A 19,049-nucleotide genomic window follows, 5' to 3' on the forward strand; every position below is an offset into this window, starting at 1 on the left:
GCTCTCCTCAGGCGCGATCCGCCACGCGTTCGCCCATGATGCCGGACGGACGGAAGACGAGCACGGTGATCAGTACGATGAAGGCGAAGACGTCCTGGTAGTTCGAGCCGAACACGCCATTGGTCAGGTCGCCGATATAGCCGGCGCCGAGCGCCTCGATCAGGCCCAGCAGCATGCCGCCGACCATCGCGCCCGCGAGGTTGCCGATGCCGCCCAGCACCGCGGCGGTAAACGCCTTCAGGCCGGGAATGAAGCCCATGTAGAAGTGGGCGTTGCCATAGTTGGTGGCCATCATCACGCCGGCCAGCGCGGCCAGCGTGGCGCCGATCATGAAGGTGGCGGAAATGACGAAATTGGGGTTCACGCCCATCAGGCCGGCGACCTTCTGGTTCTCTGCGGTGGCGCGCATGGCGCGGCCGAGCTTGGTGCGGTTGACCAGCGCCAGCAGGCCCGACATCACCATCACGGCCATGCCGATGATGACCATCTCCTTGCCGGTGATGGTGGCCCCGGTGGCGCCGATGTCGATGGGTTCGGACGGCAGCAGCTGCGGGAAGGTCAGCGGGTTGCGCGACCAGATCAACATGCCCATCGTCTGCAGGATGATGGAAACCCCGATCGCGGTGATCAGCGGGGCCAGCCGTGGCGCATTGCGCAAGGGCCGGTAGGCGACCCGCTCGATCGAATACGACAGGATCGCGCAGACCGGCATGGCGATCAGCGTGGCGATCACCAGCGTCAGCCATTCCGGCAGGCCGGGGGCGAACTTCTGCAATCCGAGGATGGCTGACAGGGCGGTCAGCGCGCCGATCATCAGCACGTCGCCGTGGGCGAAGTTGATGATGCCGAGAATGCCGTAGACCATGGTGTAGCCCAGTGCGATCAGCGCATAAATGCTGCCGAGCACCAGACCGTTCACGATCTGCTGGATAAAGATATCCATGAAAACTCCTGCTTCAGTCCCTGACCTTACGGCATGGTGTGGATGCCGGGGGGACCATGGTGTGTGATGGGTAACGTTGCGGTGGTTGGTTTGCTGGTGAGCGGCCTGCCCTGCTCCATCCATGGTAAGGATGCTTCTACATTAGGCGAGGCTAAAAAGAACGGCACCGCAAAATACTCACGGTGCCGTTCGGATGGGCCGGTAAGCCCAGACTACATCTTCACGACGTCGAGGACCGACTTCTTCTTGTCCTTGTACTCGTACAGCGTGATGGTGCCTTCCTTCATGTCGCCCTTCTCGTCGAAGGCGATATTGCCGATCACGCCCTTGTAGTTGGTCTTGGGCATTTCGGCCAGGATGGCAGCCGGTTCGGTCGAGTTGGCGCGCTTCATGGCATCGACGATGACCATCACCGCGTCATACGTGAACGGCGCGTAGATCTGCACCGGCGCGTTGAAGCGGGCCTGGTAGCGCTTGTCGAAGTCGGCGCCCTGCTCCATGCGCGACAGCGCCAGGCCTGCCTCGGAGCAGATGATGTTGGTCACGGCGTCGCCGGCCAGCTCGGCCACCTTGTCGGTGCAGACGCCGTCGCCGCCGACGATCTTGGCGCCGATGCCCAGTTCCTTGGCCTGCTTGGCGAACGGGCCGCCGGTGGCGTCCATGCCGCCGTACATGATCACGTCCGGCTTCTTGCCCTTGATCTTGGTCAGGATGGCCTTGAAGTCGGTGGCCTTGTCGTTGGTGGCTTCACGCGCAACCACGTTCACGCCGGCGGCCTTGGCGGTCTTCTCGAACTCGTCGGCCAGGCCCTTGCCGTAGGCGGTGGCATCGTCGACGATCGCCACGCTCTTGGCGTTCAGGGTCTTGGCGGCGTAGTTGGCCAGCGCCGGGCCCTGCTGGGCATCGGTGGCGACCACGCGGTAGGTGGTCTTGAAGCCCTGCTTGGTGTAGTCCGGGTTGGTCGACGACGGCGAGATCTGCACGATGCCGGCATCGCTGTAGATCTTCGACGCCGGGATCGACACGCCCGAGTTCAGGTGGCCGACCACGGCCACGACCTTGGCGTCGACCAGCTTCTGCGCCACGGCGGTGCCGGTCTTCGGGTCAGCGGCATCGTCTTCGCCGACCAGTTCCAGCTTGACCTTCTTGCCGCCGACTTCCAGGCCGGACTTGTTGACTTCTTCCACAGCCAGGCGGGCGCCGTTTTCGTTGTCCTTGCCAAGGTGCGCGATGCCGCCGGTCAGCGGGGCCGCGTGCCCGATCTTGACGACAGTCTCGCCGCCACCGGCCGCAGGCGCTGCGGGAGCCGCTGCCGCCGGCGCCGAAGAAGCCGTATCCGCCGGCTTTTCTTCCTTCTTGCCGCAAGCTGCGACCAGCGCCACTGCGGCCGCGATCGGCAGAATCTTGGCAAACGTGATTTGCATGAGTGATCTCCTAGGATTCACAAAAACAGGGATTTGCAACGCCTCCCGGACGTTTCCCTGGACCGCCGTTGTTTAGTTTCAATTTGAAACGCGCGCATTGTATCCCCTTTCTTAGTCGATGCAATACGCGACGCAACATCCTTGACCATTTACCGCGCATTTGAGCTAGGGAATTTCCCCAATGCACAGATTGCGGCAATTCCCGCTCACATGACGCGGCCGCCCCTCCTGCTTACAAGAACCGTGCCTGCGGCGCCCCAGGCGGCAAAGAAGCAGCGCCGGCACCACCTATAATGCACCATTATTAATTAGGCGTTTCATTTCATTAGCGTGATGCTGCTCTCTAATGTGCAGAATGTAGCGCCGCACCATAATAGGGAAAACCCCAGCTTCGGGGATTACCCTGATTAGCGTCCGGCACGAATGGCGGGCGCCCCTGGCACCAGCAGCGGGCATTATTCCGAGGCCGGCAGGGCCAGAAACAAAAAGGGGCGCCGCAGCAGCGGCGCCCCTTTATCAGGCCAGGCATTCAGGCGGCGGGCGACCCCGCGCCGGGCTCAGGCGGCTGCGCTGGTGGGCAGCAGCCCGCGCGGCAACGGGAACGCCATGTTTTCCTCGATGCCCTCAAGCGGGCGCACCTGGCGCGCACCCAGTTCGCGCAGGCGCTCGACGATGGACTGGGCCAGCGCTTCCGGCGCCGAGGCGCCGGCGGTCAGGCCGATGCGGCGCTTGCCGGCGACCCATTCGGGCCGCACCTGCTCCGGCGCGTCCACCATATAGGCCGGCACGCCCAGGCGCTCGGCCAGCTCGCGCAGGCGGTTGGAGTTGGAACTGTTGGGACTGCCGACCACGATCACCACTTCGACCTGCGGCGCCATGAACTTCACCGCGTCCTGGCGGTTTTGCGTGGCATAGCAGATGTCCTGCTTCTTCGGTTCGCGGATTTCCGGGAAGCGGGCCTTGAGCGCGGCCACGATCTCGCGGGTCTCGTCCACCGACAGCGTGGTCTGGGTGACATAGGCCAGCCGCGACGGATCGGCGATCTGCAGCGCCGCGACATCGGCGACCGACTCGACCAGCACCATGCCGCCGTTGGCCTGGCCCATGGTGCCTTCCACCTCCGGGTGGCCGCGATGGCCGATCATCACGATCTCGCAGCCCTGCGCGCGCAGCTTGCTGACTTCGACATGCACCTTGGTCACCAGCGGACAGGTCGCATCGAAGACGTGCAGGCCGCGCCGGGCCGCGTCTTCGCGGACTTCGCGCGACACGCCATGGGCACTGAAGATGACGGTGGCGCCGGCGGGCACCTCGTCGAGCTCGCCCACGAACACCGCGCCCTTGCGGCGCAGGTCGGCCACCACATAGGCGTTGTGGACGATTTCGTGGCGGACGTAGATGGGAGCGCCGAAGCGCTCGAGCGCGCGCTCGACGATCTCGATGGCGCGGTCCACGCCGGCGCAGAAGCCGCGCGGCTGGGCCATCAGGATTTCTGCGTCGGGGGCGGGGATCAGGTCGGGCATGCTGCGGTATCCGGACAGGTTCGACGTGGCGACGTTCAGAGAATGCCGATCAGCTGCACGTCGAACAGGATGGTCTGCCCGGCCAGCGGATGGTTGAAGTCGAACAACGCGGCGGTCTCGCCGATCTCCTTGAGCACGCCGGCGTACTTGCCGCCGCCGGGCGCGTTGAACTCGACCAGGTCACCCGGGCTGTAGTCCTCTTCGAACGAACTGTTCTCGCGCAGCGTGGCCAGCGACACCCACTGCAGCAGTTCGGCGTTGCGCGGGCCGAAGGCCTGCTCCGGCGCCAGGCGATAGGTCATGCGCTCGCCTTCGGGCATGCCCAGCAGCGCCTGCTCGAGCGTCGGCGCGAACTGGCCCTGGCCCAGCAGCAGCGTGGCGGGCTTTTCCTCGAACGTGCTGACGACCTCGGTGCCATTCTCGAGCGCGATGCTGTAGTGCAGGGTCAGGAAAGAGTCGGCCTGGACAGTCTTGCGGCCAGCCGTGCCGCCGTCGGCTTCCGACGCGAAAGTTTGCAAATTCATGGGTGATCAACCAGGGAACAACCCGTATTGTATTCGACTGGCCCCTGGCTCGCCGCCCCGGGGCCGCAAGCCCTGTTCCCGACGCGACTACCCTGGATGCCCATGACCATTTCCAAATGGCCCGCCTGCGAGCGGCCCCGCGAGAAACTGCTGGAAAGCGGCGCTGCCGCCCTGTCTGATGCCGAACTGCTGGCCGTGCTGCTGCGCGTGGGCGCCGCCGGGAAAAGTGCCGTGGACCTGGCACGCGAGCTGCTGCACCGCTTCGGCTCGCTGACCGCGCTGTTCGCGGCCGAGGGCGAAGCGCTGGCCGGCGTGCGCGGCATGGGCGCGACCAAGTTCGCCCAGCTGCAGGCCATCCCGGAGCTGGCGCGGCGTGCGCTGGCCGAGTCGCTGCGCTTGCCGGCCGGCTTCAATTCGCCGGAATCGGTGCGCAGCTACCTGCGCCTGACGCTGGCACCGCTGCAGCACGAGGTCTTCATGTGCCTGTTCCTGGATCCCGGCAACCGCATGGTCGCCAGCGAGGAGCTGTTCCGCGGCACGCTGACGCGGACCTCGGTCTATCCGCGCGAAGTGGCGCGCCAGGCGCTGACGCATAACGCGGCCGGCATCATCGTCGCGCACAACCATCCGCGCGGCACCACGGATCCCAGCCAGAGCGACATCCACCTGACGCGCGAACTGGCGCGCACGCTCGACCTGATCGACGTGCGGTTGCTGGACCATTTCATTGTCGCGGGGCATGAAATCCGCTCGATGGCGGAATCCTGCGAGCGCCTGCCGGGGCTGTGACGCCTACGGCACCAGAGGAGCGGACCTGCAACACTGCCGGCGCGGGAGCGCAGAAAGCATTGATTCGCTGGGGGAATCCGGTCTATAATGCCCGTTTTGCTGAAGTCTCAACCGCTGCAGTCCGGGCCCGCGCGCCTTTTGTTGATCTGTTGCGAACATTGTCCACGAATAGAAGATTTAGGAGTGCTTCATGGCACGCGTCTGTCAAGTGACCGGGAAAGCGCCGATGGTCGGCAACAACGTTTCCCACGCAAACAACAAGACCAAGCGCCGTTTTCTGCCCAACCTGCAGAATCGTCGTTTCTTCGTTGAATCCGAAAACCGCTGGGTGAGCCTGCGCGTCTCGAACGCCGGCCTGCGCCTGATCGACAAGAAAGGCATCGACTCCGTGCTCGCCGACCTGCGCGCACGCGGCGAAGTCTAATTAGGAGTACATCATGGCAAGCAAGGGCGGCCGCGACAAGATCAAGCTGGAATCGACCGCAGGTACCGGTCACTTCTACACCACCACCAAGAACAAGCGCACCATGCCGGAAAAGATGGAGATCATGAAGTTCGATCCCGTCGCCCGCAAGCACGTCGCTTACAAGGAAACCAAGATCAAGTAATTGATCCGGTCTCCCGCCAGAAAGCCCCGCCCTGCAGCGGGGCTTTTTGTTGCCCGTCGATATTGCGCACCGATTGCACATCGACCCTGCGCACTGATGCACGGGATGGCGCGCCGGGTGTAGACTTTGCCGTTTCCCCCAATCTGCCAAGCGCCCTGGCGGCGCTCTCCTTGCACCATGAATTTCGACGTCGCCATCGTCGGCAGCGGCCTGGCCGGCCTTACGGTCGCATTGCAACTGGCCGACACCCACCGGGTGGCCATCCTCAGCAAGCGCGCCATGACGCAGGGCGCCAGCGACTGGGCGCAGGGCGGCATCGCCGCGGTGCTGGATTCCGGCGACAGCCACGACGAACACACCCAGGACACGCTCGTTGCCGGTGCCGGGCTGTGCGATGAAGAGGCCACGCGCTTTATCGTCGAGCATGGGCGCGAAGCCATCCAGTGGCTGATCGACCGCGGCGTGCCGTTCACCCGCGACGCGCAGGCCGAGCTGGGCTTCCACCTGACGCGCGAAGGCGGCCATAGCCGCCGGCGCATCATCCACGCCGCCGACGCCACCGGCCATGCCGTGGTCAGCACGCTGCTGCAGCAAGCCACGCAGCATCCCAATATCACCATCCTGGAAGACCACTTCGCGATCGACCTGATCACGTCGCGCAAGATGGGGCTGCCGGGCAACCGCTGCTACGGCCTCTACGTGCTGGACGACCGCACCGGCGCGGTGCACACGGTCACCGCCACGCACACCGTGCTGGCTGCCGGCGGTGCGGGCAAGGTCTACCTCTACACCACCAACCCGGACACGGCCACCGGCGACGGCATCGCCATGGCCTGGCGCGCGGGTTGCCGGGTGTCGAACATGGAATTCATCCAGTTCCACCCGACCTGCCTGTACCACCCCTATGCCAAGTCCTTCCTGATTTCCGAAGCGGTGCGCGGCGAAGGCGGCCTGCTCAAGCTGCCCGACGGCACGCGCTTTATGCCCGAACACGACGAGCGCGCCGAACTGGCGCCGCGCGACGTGGTGGCACGCGCGATCGACTTCGAAATGAAGAAGCGCGGGCTGGACTGCGTCTATCTCGATATCACGCACCAGCCCGAGGCCTTCCTGAAGGAACACTTCCCGACCATCCATGCGCGCTGCCTGGAACTGGGCATCGACATCACGCGCGAACCGATCCCGGTGGTGCCGGCCGCGCACTACACCTGCGGCGGCGTGGTGACCGACACCCTGGGCCGCACCGATATCGGCGGCCTCTACGCCGTGGGCGAGACCGCCTGCACCGGCCTGCATGGCGCCAACCGGCTGGCGTCGAACTCGCTGCTCGAATGCATGGTGATCGGCCGCGCCGCCGCCGAAGACATCGCCTCGCAGGACAAGGCTGGCGTGCCCAATATCACGCTGCCGGCGTGGGACGAGAGCCGCGTCTCCGATGCCGACGAAGAAGTCGTGGTGTCGCACAACTGGGACGAGCTGCGCCGCATGATGTGGAACTACGTCGGCATCGTGCGCACCAGCAAGCGCCTGGAACGCGCGCAGCACCGCATCGTGCTGCTGCGCGAGGAGATTGCCGAGTATTACGCCAATTTCCGCGTCACGCGCGACCTGCTGGAACTGCGCAACCTGGTGGAGGTGGCCTCGCTGATCGTCGACAGCGCGTACTCGCGCCATGAAAGTCGCGGCCTGCATTTCAGCCGGGACTATCCGGAGGCGTTACCGAAGGCGCTGCCGACAGTGATGCAGCCGCCTGCAGTTCGTAAGCGCTGAGGCGCCAGTCCAACCGATTGCGCGCTCCCTCTCCCGCTTGCGGGAGAGGGTTGGGGTGAGGGCCGGAGCCTCAACGAAGTGAAACGCCTCGGTATGCCAGCGCCTGCCCTCACCCCCTGCCCCTCTCCCGCACGCGGGAGAGGGGAGCACACCATCAGCCAATGATGCGCAAGGAGTAATCGGTCGCGCGCACGTCCTTGGTCAGCGCGCCCACCGAGATCCGATCGACGCCGGTCTCGGCAAAGGTGCGGATGGTCTCGGCATTGACGCCGCCCGACACTTCCAGCAGCGCCCTGCCCTGGTTGATCTTCACCGCGTCCTGCATCATCGGCACGGTGAAGTTGTCGATCAGCACCGACGTGGCACCGGCCGCCAGCGCTTGCTCCAGTTCGGCCAGGCTCTCGACCTCGATCTGCACCGACGCCTGCGTATCGAGCGCCAGCGCCGCCCGCATCGCCGCGCCGATGCTGCCGGCCGCGGCGATATGGTTTTCCTTGATCAGGATGCCGTCATACAGCGCCAGGCGCTGGTTCTCGCCGCCGCCGATGCGTACCGCGTACTTCTGCGCCAGGCGCAGCCCGGGCAGCGTCTTGCGCGTGTCGAGCACGCGCGCGCGGGTGCCGGCGATCAGATCGGCGTAGCGGCGCGTGGCGGTGGCCACACCGGACAGCAGTTGCAGGAAATTCAGCGACGGGCGCTCGGCGGTCAGCAGCGAGCGCGCCGGGCCGGTGATCTCGCACACCACGGAATCCGGTGCCATGCGGGCGCCCTCTTGCTGCAGCCAGCGCACCTGCAGCGCCGGGTCGACCGCACGCATGCACGCGTCGAACCATGGCTGGCCGCACAGCACCGCCGACTCGCGCACGATCACGCGCGCGCGCGCGGCCTTGTCCGCCGGCACCAGCAGGCCGGTCAGGTCGCCGCTGCCGACATCCTCGGCGATCGCGGCCTGCACATTGGCCTGCAGCGCTGCCTGCAGCGCCGGACCATAGCTATCGAAAATCGGATTCACGCTCATGCCGGGCCGATCCCCTGGAACAGCGCCTGTTCCTGCGCCAGGTCGGACGACGGCCGTACATTGCGCTTCTGCGCGGCGGCGAAGTCGAGCATGCGGTTGATGCAGGTCACCGCCTTGGCGCCGATGGCCGGATCGACGTGGATCTGGTTGCGGCCGGTCTCGAGCACTTCCGCGAGGTTGGTCAGCGCATTCATCGCCATCCACGGGCAGTGCGCGCAGCTCTTGCAGGTGGCGCTGTTGCCGGCGGTCGGCGCCTCGATGAAATGCTTGCCGGGCGCGGCCATACGCATCTTGTGCAGGATGCCGTTGTCGGTGGCGACGATGAACTCGGTCGCGTCCAGCTTCTGCGCGGCCTCGATCAGCTGCGAGGTCGAGCCGACCACGTCGGCCTGCGCCACTACGTTCTCCGGCGATTCCGGATGCACCAGGATCTTGGCGTTGGGGAACTCGCGGCGCAGCAGGTCCAGCTCGATGCCCTTGAACTCGTCGTGCACCAGGCACGAGCCCTGCCACAGCAGCATGTCGGCGCCGGTCTGCTTCTGGATATAGCTGCCCAGGTGCTTGTCCGGGGCCCACAGGATCTTCTTGCCCTGCGCGTGCAGGTGCTCGACGATCTTCAGGCCGATGCTCGAGGTCACCATCCAGTCCGCGCGCGCCTTCACCGCGGCGCTGGTGTTGGCGTAGACCACCACGGTGCGATCCGGATGCGCATCGCAGAAGGCCGCGAACTCGTCGGCCGGGCAGCCCAGGTCGAGCGAGCAGGTCGCGTCCAGGTCCGGCATCAGCACGGTCTTTTCCGGGCTGAGAATCTTGGCGGTCTCGCCCATGAAGCGCACGCCGGCCACCACCAGCGTCTTGGCCGCATGGTCGCGGCCGAAGCGGGCCATTTCGAGGGAATCGGAGACACAGCCGCCGGTTTCTTCGGCGAGGTCCTGCAGGTCGGCGTCGACGTAGTAGTGCGCCACCAGCACCGCGTTGCGCTCCTTCAGCAAGCGGCGGATACGCGCCTTCAGCGCCTGCCGCTCATCGGGCGACAGCACCGGCGGCACCTTGGCCCAGGCATGCGCCACGCAGCTGGCGCCAGCGGCGTTTTCGGCACCCGCCAGGTTCGGCTTTTCGAACTCGACGGTCTTGATCGATTGTGGGGTCATCTCCGGGTACTCCTCTAGACCTCCGCCAACAGGGTGCGGCCGGCCAGAACATGGGGAGTTTATCTAAAACAAAAGCCCCGCCATGGGCGGGGCTTTGTCAAACCATACGGCGCGGCCGAATTGTATCAGGCGTAGCGGCGCAGGCGCAGCGAGAAATCGTGCAGCGCCTGGATACCGCTGGCCTCGGCACGGTGGCACCAGGCCTGCAGCTGCTGCAGCAGCTGCTCGCGCGTCAGGTTGGAACGGCCCCAGATGGCGGCCAGTTCACGGCGCATTTCGACGAAGGTCTGCAGCGCCTTGTTCTGCTCGACGATGCTCGCCAGCTGCTCGCGCTGCTGCGCGGCCAGCTTGGTTTCCTCGCGGTGGAACCACTTGCTGGCGGGCTTGAAGCTGCGGTACTCGGCGACGCGGCCTTCCTTGAGCTTTTCCAGTTCCTGGCGGAACGCGCCCTTGACGGCCTTGGCGTAGCGCGCCATCACGTCATAGCGGTTGGCGATGATGGCTTCCAGCGTGTTGTGGTCGACCGGACGGGCCTCGACCAGGCGCGCCTTGGGTGGGATCTTCTTGACCTTGGCCAGGCCGACCGCCTGCATCGCGCGGATATAGCCCCAGCCCACGTCGAACTCATACCACTTGATCGAGAACTTGGCCGAGGTCGGGTAGGTGTGATGGTTGTTGTGCAGCTCTTCGCCGCCGATGATCAGGCCCCACGGCGACACGTTGGTCGACGCGTCCTCGCAATCGTAGTTGCGGTAGCCCCACCAGTGGCCCAGGCCATTGATGATGCCGGCGGCATGGATCGGGATCCACAGCATCTGCACCGCCCACACGGTCATGCCGATCACCCCGAACAGCGCCAGGTCGATGATCAGCATCAGGCCGACGCCCTGCCAGGTGAAGCGCGAGTACAGGTTGCGCTCGATCCAGTCATTGGGGCAGCCATGGCTGAACTTGGCGATGGTTTCCTTGTTCTTGGCCTCGGCACGGTACAGCTCGGCGCCTTCCAGCAGCACCTTGCGGATGCCGCGGGTCTGCGGGCTGTGCGGATCGTCCTCGGTTTCGCACTTGGCGTGGTGCTTGCGGTGGATCGCGGTCCACTCGCGCGTGACCATGCCCGTGGTCAGCCACAGCCAGAAGCGGAAAAAGTGTTGAGCGATGGGGTGCAGATCCAGCGACCGGTGCGCCATGCAGCGGTGCAGGAAGATGGTGACGCCGGCGATCGTGATATGCGTCATCACCAGCGTGTAGATGACGATCTCCCACCAGGTCCAGTTGGCAAGGCCGTTGGCGGCCCAGTCAAGAATAGTGTCGAACAAACTGTTCTCCGTCGGTTAAACAGGGACTTTCCCGTGCAAGCCGGCTGGGCCGGTACACACAACGCGCAGAAAAAATAGCTGCGAATCTATTGATTGCGATAGCTGTCTGGCGCTTGCCACGGGACCCGAAGTCGCTCCGGGCTCCCCCAGGGCAGGCACGCGGGGCGCCGGCCGTGGCTAGCGGCTCATGAAGCGAGCCGGGTACGAGCCGCTGCAATCTGGCGGCTGTCTGATGTGGGAGCGGGATGTCTCAACCCGCGACAACCCGGCATTCTACCGGATCGCCGCGGGCGCAAGCATACGCTATTTCCCGGATTTGGACGGGGAGCAACGGTTTTCGTTCCACGGGTGCGGCATCCGTCGCTCGCGCGCGTGCAGGCCTGACGAGACGCTCAAGAGGCGTTGGCGGCCTCTGGCAATGTGCTCGCTTTCGGACCGGCTGGACCCGCCGGACCCGCTGGCAGCGTCTCGTGCATCACACGCAACTCGCGCTGCGGATACGGGATGGAAATGCCGTGTTCGCGCAGCGTGCGCCAGATGGCACGGTTCATCGCCGATTGCACGCCGAGCTTGCCGTTCTGCGGATCGGCCACGAACACCGCGACTTCGTACTCGATGCCGCTGTCGGCGAACAGCACCAGGAAGGCCGCCGGCTCAGGGTCGGGCAGCACGCGCGGCAGGTTGCGCACGCATTCGGTCAGCAGCGCGATCACGGTCTCGGGGTCGGCGCTGTAGTCGGCCTGCACGCGGGTCGCCACGCGCACGTTGGTATTCGAGAACGAATGGTTCTGCACCGACTGCGCCACCAGCTGCTCGTTCGGCACCAGCGTCTCGCCGTCGCCGTTGCGCACCACGGTGTAGCGGGTGCGGATCTGCGAAACGATGCCGGTGTACTTGTCGACCGTGATCTGGTCGCCGAGCTTGACCGAGCGGTCCAGCAGGATGATGAAGCCGGAGATGTAATTGCTGGCGATCTTCTGCAAACCCAGCCCCAGGCCCACGCCCAGCGCGCCGCCGAAGACCGACAGCACGGTCAGGTCGATGCCTACCAGCGACAAGCTCAGCAGCAGCGACACCAGCAGCAGCACGGCCTTGGAAATCCGCGTCAGCACCACCTTCAGGTTGCCGTCGAGGTTGGCCGAGCGCATCAGCCGCTCTTCCAGCCACGAGCCGAACCACAGCGCCACCAGCACCGTCAGCAGGATCCAGACCACCGCCATCAGGGTCTCGGCCACGCTGATCTTCTGCTTGCCGCCGATGGAGAAGCGCACGCTCTCCATCCAGCCCACCACGTCGCCGAGCACGCCCAGCACGTACAGGGCCATGCCGATCCACACCAGCGTGGTCAGCACCTTCTCCACCAGCAGCAGCATGCCGTGCAGCTGGCCGCTGCCGGACATTACGCGGCGCAGCACGTAGAAGGTGAAATTCAGCGCGGTGATGCCAAACAGCGGCACCAGCGCCAGCCGCAGCACGCTGACCGGGATCAGTGGCGCCAGCGCGAAGCGGGCTACCAGCACCAGCGCCCAGCCGGCCAGCGGGAACATGGCGCGTTCCAGGCTGGCGGCGGCGAAGCGCACCGAAAAGCTCGAGCCTTCGTAGCGCGCCTCCAGCCGCCGCACCACGAACCGCGCCAGCGGCCACGCCACCAGCAGGCAGCCGGCCAGCACCAGCAGTTGCCAGAAGAAGCCGGGGCCGCCCGCGTCGCGGACCAGGTCGTCCAGCATCTTGCCGAACATCGAATGCGAGGCTTTCAGGTCCTTCAGGCCGCCGAGGTCGGACAGGGTTTCACCGTTCATGGTGCAGATTCAGTGTGGGCCGCCCGCGCGCGGCGGACGGCGCGGCTGCAAACCGCGGTCAGCTGGTGCGCTCCAGCACCGCGGCAAAGAAGCCATCGGTCTGGTGCAGGTGCGGATATAAGGCGAACATGCCGTTGTCCGGCAGGCCCGGCACTTCGATCTTCTGCTCGGCCAGCACTTCGGCGGCCGGCACCAGGCGGAAGTTAGGATGCGCGGCAAGGAAATCGCGCACGATCTGCTCGTTCTCGGCCTCCAGCACGCTGCAGGTCGCGTACACCACGCGGCCGCCGCCCTTCACCAGCCGCGCCGCGGAGTCCAGGATCGCGGTCTGCTTGGCGGTCAGCTCCAGCACCGACTCCGGCGATTGCCGCCACTTCAGGTCGGGATTGCGGCGCAGCGTGCCCAGGCCGCTGCACGGCGCATCGACCAGCACGCGGTCGGCCTTGCCGGCCAGGCGCTTGATCTTGGCGTCGCGTTCGGAGTCGATCAGCACCGGATGAACGTTCGACAGGCCGCTGCGCGCCAGCCGCGGCTTCAGGTTGGCCAGGCGCTTTTCCGATACGTCGAAGGCGTAGAGCCGGCCGGTCGAGCGCATCGCCGCGCCCAGCGCCAGGGTCTTGCCGCCCGCGCCGGCGCAGAAGTCGACCACCATCTCGCCGCGCCGCGGCGCCACCAGGTTGCACAGCAGCTGGCTGCCTTCGTCCTGCACCTCGACCAGGCCGTTGACGAAGACCGGCAGCTGGTTCAGCGCCGGCTTGCCGGTCATGCGGATGCCGGCCGGCGCCATCGGCGTAGGCTCGGCGCCCAGGCCCGCGGCCTGCAGCTCGGCCAGCGCGGCCTCGCGGCTGGTCTTGCCGAGGTTGACGCGCAGGTCCAGCGGCGCCGGGCGCAGCCAGGCATCGCCCAGCGCCGCGGCAAAGGCCTCGCCATGCTGGCGCACCAGTTCGTCGTACAGCCACTCGGGCAGGTTGGCGCGCACGCGCGGCGCCAGGCTGGAGCGCTCGATCGTGGTCAGGCGATCCAGCCACTCGGCTTCATCGGGATACAGGAACGGCGACAGCGCATCGCGGCCCAGCGTTGCCGCCAGGCCCAGCAATGCCAGCCGACGCGAGGCCGCGCCGGTGCCGCTCTCGGCAAACTGGGCGAACTCGACGCGCCGGCGCAGCACCGCGTAGATCGCTTCGGCAATGATGCCGCGCTCGCGGTGGCCGAGCTTGGGGTTTTCGCGGAAGTAGTAGCTGACCACCGCATCGGCGGGGCGCGCGAACAGCATCACCTTGCCCAGCAGGCGATCGATATGCTGGATGTGGGTGGCATGCAGCCCGCCATGCGTGCGCGTGGCAGCGCCGTTGGCGGCGCCAGCACTGCCGGCATGGGGCGACTTGCGGATCGGGCTGCTTTTGCCCTTGCTGCGCGCGGGGGCGCGGCCCTCGCCGCGCGGGGAACGGTTTCCTGCCTGGGTACGGCTCATGCCTGGACTCCTGCCGCCGGGGTCGCGGCGGAGATGGCCATCAGCAATTGCGGTTCGGCCGGGTTGATAACATTGACTACGCCGTTCTGCAGCTGCAGCCGGTCCTCGACGAACCACTGCACGGCGCGGGGGTAAATCACGTGCTCGCACGCAAGCAGGCGCTCGGCCAGGGTCGCGGGCGTGTCGGCCGGCAGCACGTCGAGCGCGGCCTGGATCACGATCGGGCCATGGTCCAGCTCCGGGGTCACGAAATGCACGGTCGCGCCATGCAGCTTGACACCGGCATCCAGCGCCTGCTGGTGGGTATTCAGGCCGGGGAAGCACGGCAGCAGCGACGGATGGATATTCAGCAGCCGGCCCGCGTAGCGGTCGACAAAGCCGGGCGTGAGTATACGCATGAAACCGGCCAGCACCACCAGGTCGGGGGCATGGGCGTCGATGGCTTCGGCCAGCGCCGCGTCGAAGGCGGCGCGGTCGGGGTACCGGCGATGGTCGACCACGCCGGTTTCGATGCCTTGCTGGCGCGCAAACTGCAGGCCCGCGGCGTCCGGCCGGTTCGACAGCACCGCCGCCACACGGGCGGGCCAGCCGCCGTCCGCGCAGGCACGGACGATGGCTTCCATATTGGAGCCTCGCCCGGAAATCAAGATGACAATTTTTTTCATCGCGCAATTCTACCAAGGCAAGGCGCTAAACTCCGGTAAAGCCAGACCAGTACGTGCTTAATTCACGAGATCCGGACAGGCGCCGATTAACTGGCCTGTGGTAGCGAAGCCGTATAACCCGATTGATGGATTGTGACGCTTCGCCCCCTCTGCTAGAGTGGGCCCTACGTCCACGCGCCATTCCTGTGCATGACACAGGATCTCCGGAGAGGTGACAACAAGGACGAAACGGGATATTTGAACGGGAATTCGCATGTCGAACGCTGCACCGACGTTGTTGGTGGTCGATGATCATCCTATGGCCTTGTCAGGGACCACCGCCTTCCTGGCCGAAGTCATGCCGGATGTGGCAGTCCATGCCGCCGGCAGCGCCCGCGAGGCCCTGGCCAGCCTGCAGCAAGGCTTGCGCCCCGATATCGTGCTGCTCGATATCTGGCTGAACGATGGTACCGGCTTCGATGCCATGCAGACCTTCAAGACCGTCATCCCGGGCGCGCGCTTTATCTTCATGTCGGCCGAGGCCACCCCCGAAATCGTCGGCCGCGCCCGCGCGCTGTCGGCATGCGGCTTCGTCGGCAAGCACCTCGACGCCAATGCCTTCACCGCCGCGGTGCGCAAGGTGCTGGCCGGCGACACCGCCTTCCCCACCGATGAAGCCCTCAACGGGCGCGCGCAGTCGTTCGGCCCGGCCCACGGCATTCCGGTCACGCCCGCCGAACTGGGCCTGACGCCGCGCCAGGGTTCGGTGCTGGCGCTGGTGCTCGAAGGCCTGCCCAACAAGGTGATCGCGCGGCGGCTGGGGCTGACCGAGAACACCGTCAAGGAACACGTGTCTGCGATCCTGCAGCGCCTGGGCGTGCGCACCCGCATGCAGGTGATGTCGCGCATGGAACGGTTCCGGCTGCGCCAGTAAGGTCAGCCGCCCTCCCCGCTCGCCAGGGCGCGCCGGCCGCTGGCCTCAGGCCGGCCGCAGCCAGCGCCGCAGCAGCATCCGCAGCGAGGCCGGGTCCACCGGCTTGGGCAGCACGAAATAACCCGCCTCCTCCGCCGCCGCCAGCGCCGCAGACTTCAGGTCGCCGGTCAGCAAGGCGCTGCGCGCCTGCGGCTGCGTGTTCTGCCAGCGCTCGAGCAGGTCCAGGCCGTTCTCGCTGCCGGGCAGGCGCAGGTCGCAGAAGATGATGTCCGGGCGCAGCCCCTGCGCGAACAGCTTGTCGGCCTCGGCACCGTGCGCGGCGCAGGCGACGCGGATGCCCCAGGCCTCCATCAGCGCGATCCACGCCTTGCGGATCTGGCTGTCGTCGTCGACCACCAGCACCGTGCCCTGCAGGCGATCGGGCTTGGCCTCCTCGGCCTGCGCCATGGCGCGCATCTCGCGCACGCTGGCCACGGTCTCGGCCGGCACCGGCGCCAGCGCGAACCAGAACACCGAGCCCTTGCCCGGCACCGAACGCACGCCATAGGTGCCGCGCATCAGCCGCACGCATTCCTTGAAGATCGCCAGCCCCAGGCCCAGGCCCTGCGACGGGTCGCGCTGCGGGTTGTGGACCTGGTAGTAGGGCGAGAAGATGTCCGGCAGATGCTCGGGCGTGACGCCGGCGCCGGTGTCCCAGACCTCCAGCCGCACGTTCTTGCGGCGCTGGCGCGCGGTGATCAGCACGCCGCCGCGCTGGGTGTAGCGCAGCGCGTTCTGCACCAGGTTGAACAAGGCCCGGCGCAGCAGCACCGGCTCGGCCATCGCGTACAGTTCGTCCGGCACGCGCGGGGTCAGGGTCAGCCCGCTTTCGCGCGCGTCGGCGGCAAACTGGCTCATCACGTCGCGGATCAGCGCGCCCAGCTCGCACGGCTCCAGCGTCGGCAGGACCTTGCGCCCTTCCAGCTTGGACAGGTCCAGCAGCGAGCGGAACAGCAGGTCGATGGTCTGGGTGCCCGCGGCCACCTGCTCCACCAGCGGATGCAGCGCGCTCGACTGGTTGCGCGCGCGCAGCGCCTCGACCAGCATTACCAGCGCATGCACCGGCTGGCGCAGGTCATGGCTGGCCGCGGCCAGGAAGCGCGATTTTTCTTCGCTGGCGTGCAGCGCCCGCTCTTTCTCGTCCTGGAACTGCTTGGCCAGGCGCCGGCTGTCGCCCTCCAGCTGGATCGCGCGCACCAGCGTCACCTGCAGGTTGAAGGCATGGCGCGACAGCATCAGCGCGTAGATTGCCAGCAGGCCCTGCACATAGACGCCGTGGCCGGGGAAGGCGAACTCCGCCATCAGCAGGTTCGGCACCAGGATCGGCACGCCGGCATAGAGCAGGTTTGACGGCACCGGCGCCTGCGACACCGCGCCGCCGGCAAGCACGCCGAGGGTCAGCAGGTACAGCACGCTCGAGAACACCGGCGAGGCCGTATACAAATGCAGCAGCGCCGAACTGCCCCAGGTCACGCCGGTCAGGAACGCGACCGCGCGCATGTTGTTCCACCACTTGTGCGTGTGCGCGGAACGGCTCATCAGGGCATGGTCGCGCTGGTAGCCAATGTAGAACCACAGGCCGCCAGTAGTCAGCAGCAGCATCACCGCGCACCAGCCCAGCAGCGCGGCGCGGCTGACGTCGTTCCAGAAACCGGCGGTGGTCAGCGCGGGCAGCAGCACCGAGGCGACGATGGCGGTTGGCGCGTTCTTGTGCACGATCGCCATCAGCTTGGCGCGCGTCTCGACGTCGAGCTGGGCGCTCGGCTGAGGCAGGCCCCTGGGCAGGAGCCGGGAAAAGAACCGATAGGTCAGCGCTTTCAACTGGGAATCAGGGATGGGCGTAAGGTCGGGCATGCCGCGCGGCGTGCCGCAGCGATCCCATGGGTGAGCCAAAGTGGCGCCTATCATGCCGCCTTTCGCGGCATCGCGCCATGGCGGGAGGGCCGGTTGCGGCACAAAAGCCGCAGCGCCAGGACCGGCCGGGGGCGGCAGCAGCGGCAAGCCGACCCATTCGCCTTATAATGCTCGCTTTACCCGAATCGTTTCCCGCCGTCCCCGTGAAAGTCTTCCGCGGCCTGCCCAACGCCGAGAGCCGGGCGCCCTGCGCGCTCACCATCGGCAATTTCGACGGTGTGCATCGCGGCCACCAGTCGCTGCTCGCGCGTGCGCGGGCGGCGGCGGATGCGCGCGGCCTGCCGCTGTGCGTGATGACCTTCGAGCCGCATCCGCGCGAGTTCTTCACGCCGGACAAGGCCCCCACCCGCATCGCGCTGCTGCGCGACAAGCTGGAAAGCCTGCGCCGCAACGGCGTCGACCGCGTGGTGGTGGAACACTTCAACGCCCACTTTGCCAGCCAGTCGCCGCAGGAATTCGTCGAGAACGTGCTCTGGCATGGCCTGCACACCCGCTGGCTGCTGGTCGGCGACGATTTCCGCTTCGGCGCCAAGCGCGCCGGCGATTTTGCCTACCTGCAGGAGGCCGGACGCCGCTACGGCTTCGATGTCGAGCAGATGGGCTCGGTGTCCGAGGGCGGCATCCGCATCTCGAGCTCGGCGGTGCGCCAGGCGCTGGCCGATGGCGACCTGGAGCACGCGCGGCGGCTGCTGGGGCACGGCTACGCCATCAGCGGCCATGTGATCCACGGCCGCAAGCTGGGCCGCGACCTCGGTTTCCCGACGCTGAACCTGCGCATCTCGCACAAGCGGCCCGCGGTCAGCGGCATCTTCGTGGTGCAGGTGCACGGCATCGCCGACCATCCGCTGCCGGGCGTGGCCAGCATCGGCGTGCGCCCCACCATCGAGGACGCCGGCCGGGTGCTGCTCGAAGTCCACCTGTTCGATTTCAATGAAAGCCTGTACGGCAAGCTGGTGCGGGTCGAATTCATGAAGAAGCTGCGCGACGAGGCGCGCTTCGACTCCCTGGATGAACTCACCGCCGCGATCGCCAAGGACAGCGCCGATGCGCGCGCCTTCTTCGGCCTGACGGTGCCGGGCGCCTCGGCAGGGGCGGTGGCAGCCGACGGCAGCGGCGGCCGCGATTTCGCCACCTCGGCCACCGACCGAATTAGGTAGCGGCCGGCGCCCCGCATCCCGCTGC

General features: G+C 66.7%; 17 protein-coding genes. 6 read left to right on the forward strand and 11 right to left on the reverse strand.

Annotated features, from left to right (window positions below):
- Window positions 1-7: 7 nt before the first annotated feature.
- From A2G96_RS19000 to A2G96_RS19015, 4 genes are all read right to left on the reverse strand, one after another.
- A complete protein-coding gene (locus A2G96_RS19000; RefSeq protein ID WP_062801617.1) occupies window positions 8-943 on the reverse strand; it encodes a branched-chain amino acid ABC transporter permease in 936 nt (311 codons plus the stop codon).
- A 212-nt stretch (window positions 944-1,155) separates the two neighbouring features.
- Window positions 1,156-2,367: a branched-chain amino acid ABC transporter substrate-binding protein gene (locus A2G96_RS19005; protein WP_062801618.1), complete on the reverse strand. Its 1,212-nt coding sequence runs from the start codon at window positions 2,365-2,367 to the stop codon at window positions 1,156-1,158.
- Window positions 2,368-2,924: 557 nt separating this feature from the next.
- A complete protein-coding gene (ispH, locus tag A2G96_RS19010) occupies window positions 2,925-3,890 on the reverse strand; it encodes a 4-hydroxy-3-methylbut-2-enyl diphosphate reductase (RefSeq protein ID WP_062801619.1) in 966 nt (321 codons plus the stop codon).
- 35 nt (window positions 3,891-3,925) lie between these two features.
- Complete coding sequence (locus A2G96_RS19015) at window positions 3,926-4,414, reverse strand: FKBP-type peptidyl-prolyl cis-trans isomerase (RefSeq protein WP_012353738.1); 489 nt, start codon at window positions 4,412-4,414, stop codon at window positions 3,926-3,928.
- Between the two features lie 102 nt (window positions 4,415-4,516).
- Between A2G96_RS19015 and radC the strand changes: the two genes are divergently transcribed.
- The 4 genes from radC to nadB all read left to right on the forward strand — a co-directional run bounded on the left by radC (window position 4,517) and on the right by nadB (window position 7,581).
- Complete coding sequence (gene radC / locus A2G96_RS19020) at window positions 4,517-5,203, forward strand: RadC family protein (protein WP_062801620.1); 687 nt, start codon at window positions 4,517-4,519, stop codon at window positions 5,201-5,203.
- Between the two features lie 190 nt (window positions 5,204-5,393).
- Window positions 5,394-5,627 (forward strand): 50S ribosomal protein L28, encoded by a 234-nt coding sequence (rpmB, locus tag A2G96_RS19025; protein WP_006575661.1) that lies wholly within the window; start codon window positions 5,394-5,396, stop codon window positions 5,625-5,627.
- 13 nt (window positions 5,628-5,640) lie between these two features.
- Entirely contained in the window at window positions 5,641-5,811 is a 171-nt protein-coding gene (rpmG, locus tag A2G96_RS19030; RefSeq protein ID WP_010814980.1) for a 50S ribosomal protein L33, read from the forward strand.
- 177 nt (window positions 5,812-5,988) lie between these two features.
- Window positions 5,989-7,581, forward strand: a complete 1,593-nt coding sequence (gene nadB / locus A2G96_RS19035) for an L-aspartate oxidase (protein WP_062801621.1) — start codon at window positions 5,989-5,991, stop codon at window positions 7,579-7,581.
- Between the two features lie 154 nt (window positions 7,582-7,735).
- Here the strand turns inward: nadB and nadC are convergent, their stop codons facing one another.
- From nadC to purN, 6 genes are all read right to left on the reverse strand, one after another.
- Window positions 7,736-8,599, reverse strand: a complete 864-nt coding sequence (gene nadC / locus A2G96_RS19040; protein WP_062801622.1) for a carboxylating nicotinate-nucleotide diphosphorylase — start codon at window positions 8,597-8,599, stop codon at window positions 7,736-7,738.
- Window positions 8,596-9,750 (reverse strand): quinolinate synthase NadA, encoded by a 1,155-nt coding sequence (nadA, locus tag A2G96_RS19045; RefSeq protein ID WP_062801623.1) that lies wholly within the window; start codon window positions 9,748-9,750, stop codon window positions 8,596-8,598. The genes nadC and nadA overlap by 4 nt, the downstream gene beginning before the upstream one ends.
- Window positions 9,751-9,875: 125 nt before the next feature.
- Window positions 9,876-11,066: a DesA family fatty acid desaturase gene (locus A2G96_RS19050; protein ID WP_062801624.1), complete on the reverse strand. Its 1,191-nt coding sequence runs from the start codon at window positions 11,064-11,066 to the stop codon at window positions 9,876-9,878.
- Window positions 11,067-11,458: 392 nt separating this feature from the next.
- Entirely contained in the window at window positions 11,459-12,865 is a 1,407-nt protein-coding gene (locus A2G96_RS19055; RefSeq protein ID WP_062801625.1) for a mechanosensitive ion channel family protein, read from the reverse strand.
- A gap of 58 nt (window positions 12,866-12,923) precedes the next feature.
- Entirely contained in the window at window positions 12,924-14,336 is a 1,413-nt protein-coding gene (locus tag A2G96_RS19060) for an RsmB/NOP family class I SAM-dependent RNA methyltransferase (RefSeq protein WP_062801626.1), read from the reverse strand.
- Window positions 14,333-15,001: a phosphoribosylglycinamide formyltransferase gene (gene purN / locus A2G96_RS19065; RefSeq protein WP_062801627.1), complete on the reverse strand. Its 669-nt coding sequence runs from the start codon at window positions 14,999-15,001 to the stop codon at window positions 14,333-14,335. Before purN ends, A2G96_RS19060 begins: the two co-directional genes overlap by 4 nt.
- A 253-nt stretch (window positions 15,002-15,254) precedes the next feature.
- Here purN and A2G96_RS19070 point away from each other — a divergent pair, with 253 nt between their 5' ends.
- Entirely contained in the window at window positions 15,255-15,914 is a 660-nt protein-coding gene (locus tag A2G96_RS19070; RefSeq protein WP_012353747.1) for a response regulator, read from the forward strand.
- A gap of 45 nt (window positions 15,915-15,959) precedes the next feature.
- Here the strand turns inward: A2G96_RS19070 and A2G96_RS19075 are convergent, their stop codons facing one another.
- On the reverse strand, window positions 15,960-17,774 hold the full coding sequence (locus A2G96_RS19075) for a hybrid sensor histidine kinase/response regulator (RefSeq protein ID WP_062801628.1): 1,815 nt from the start codon (window positions 17,772-17,774) through the stop codon (window positions 15,960-15,962).
- Between the two features lie 236 nt (window positions 17,775-18,010).
- Between A2G96_RS19075 and A2G96_RS19080 the strand changes: the two genes are divergently transcribed.
- Complete coding sequence (locus A2G96_RS19080) at window positions 18,011-19,024, forward strand: bifunctional riboflavin kinase/FAD synthetase (RefSeq protein WP_062801629.1); 1,014 nt, start codon at window positions 18,011-18,013, stop codon at window positions 19,022-19,024.
- Window positions 19,025-19,049: the final 25 nt, after the last annotated feature.

This window comes from Cupriavidus nantongensis, assembly GCF_001598055.1.
In the GTDB taxonomy this organism is placed as follows: Bacteria; Pseudomonadota; Gammaproteobacteria; order Burkholderiales; family Burkholderiaceae; genus Cupriavidus; species Cupriavidus nantongensis.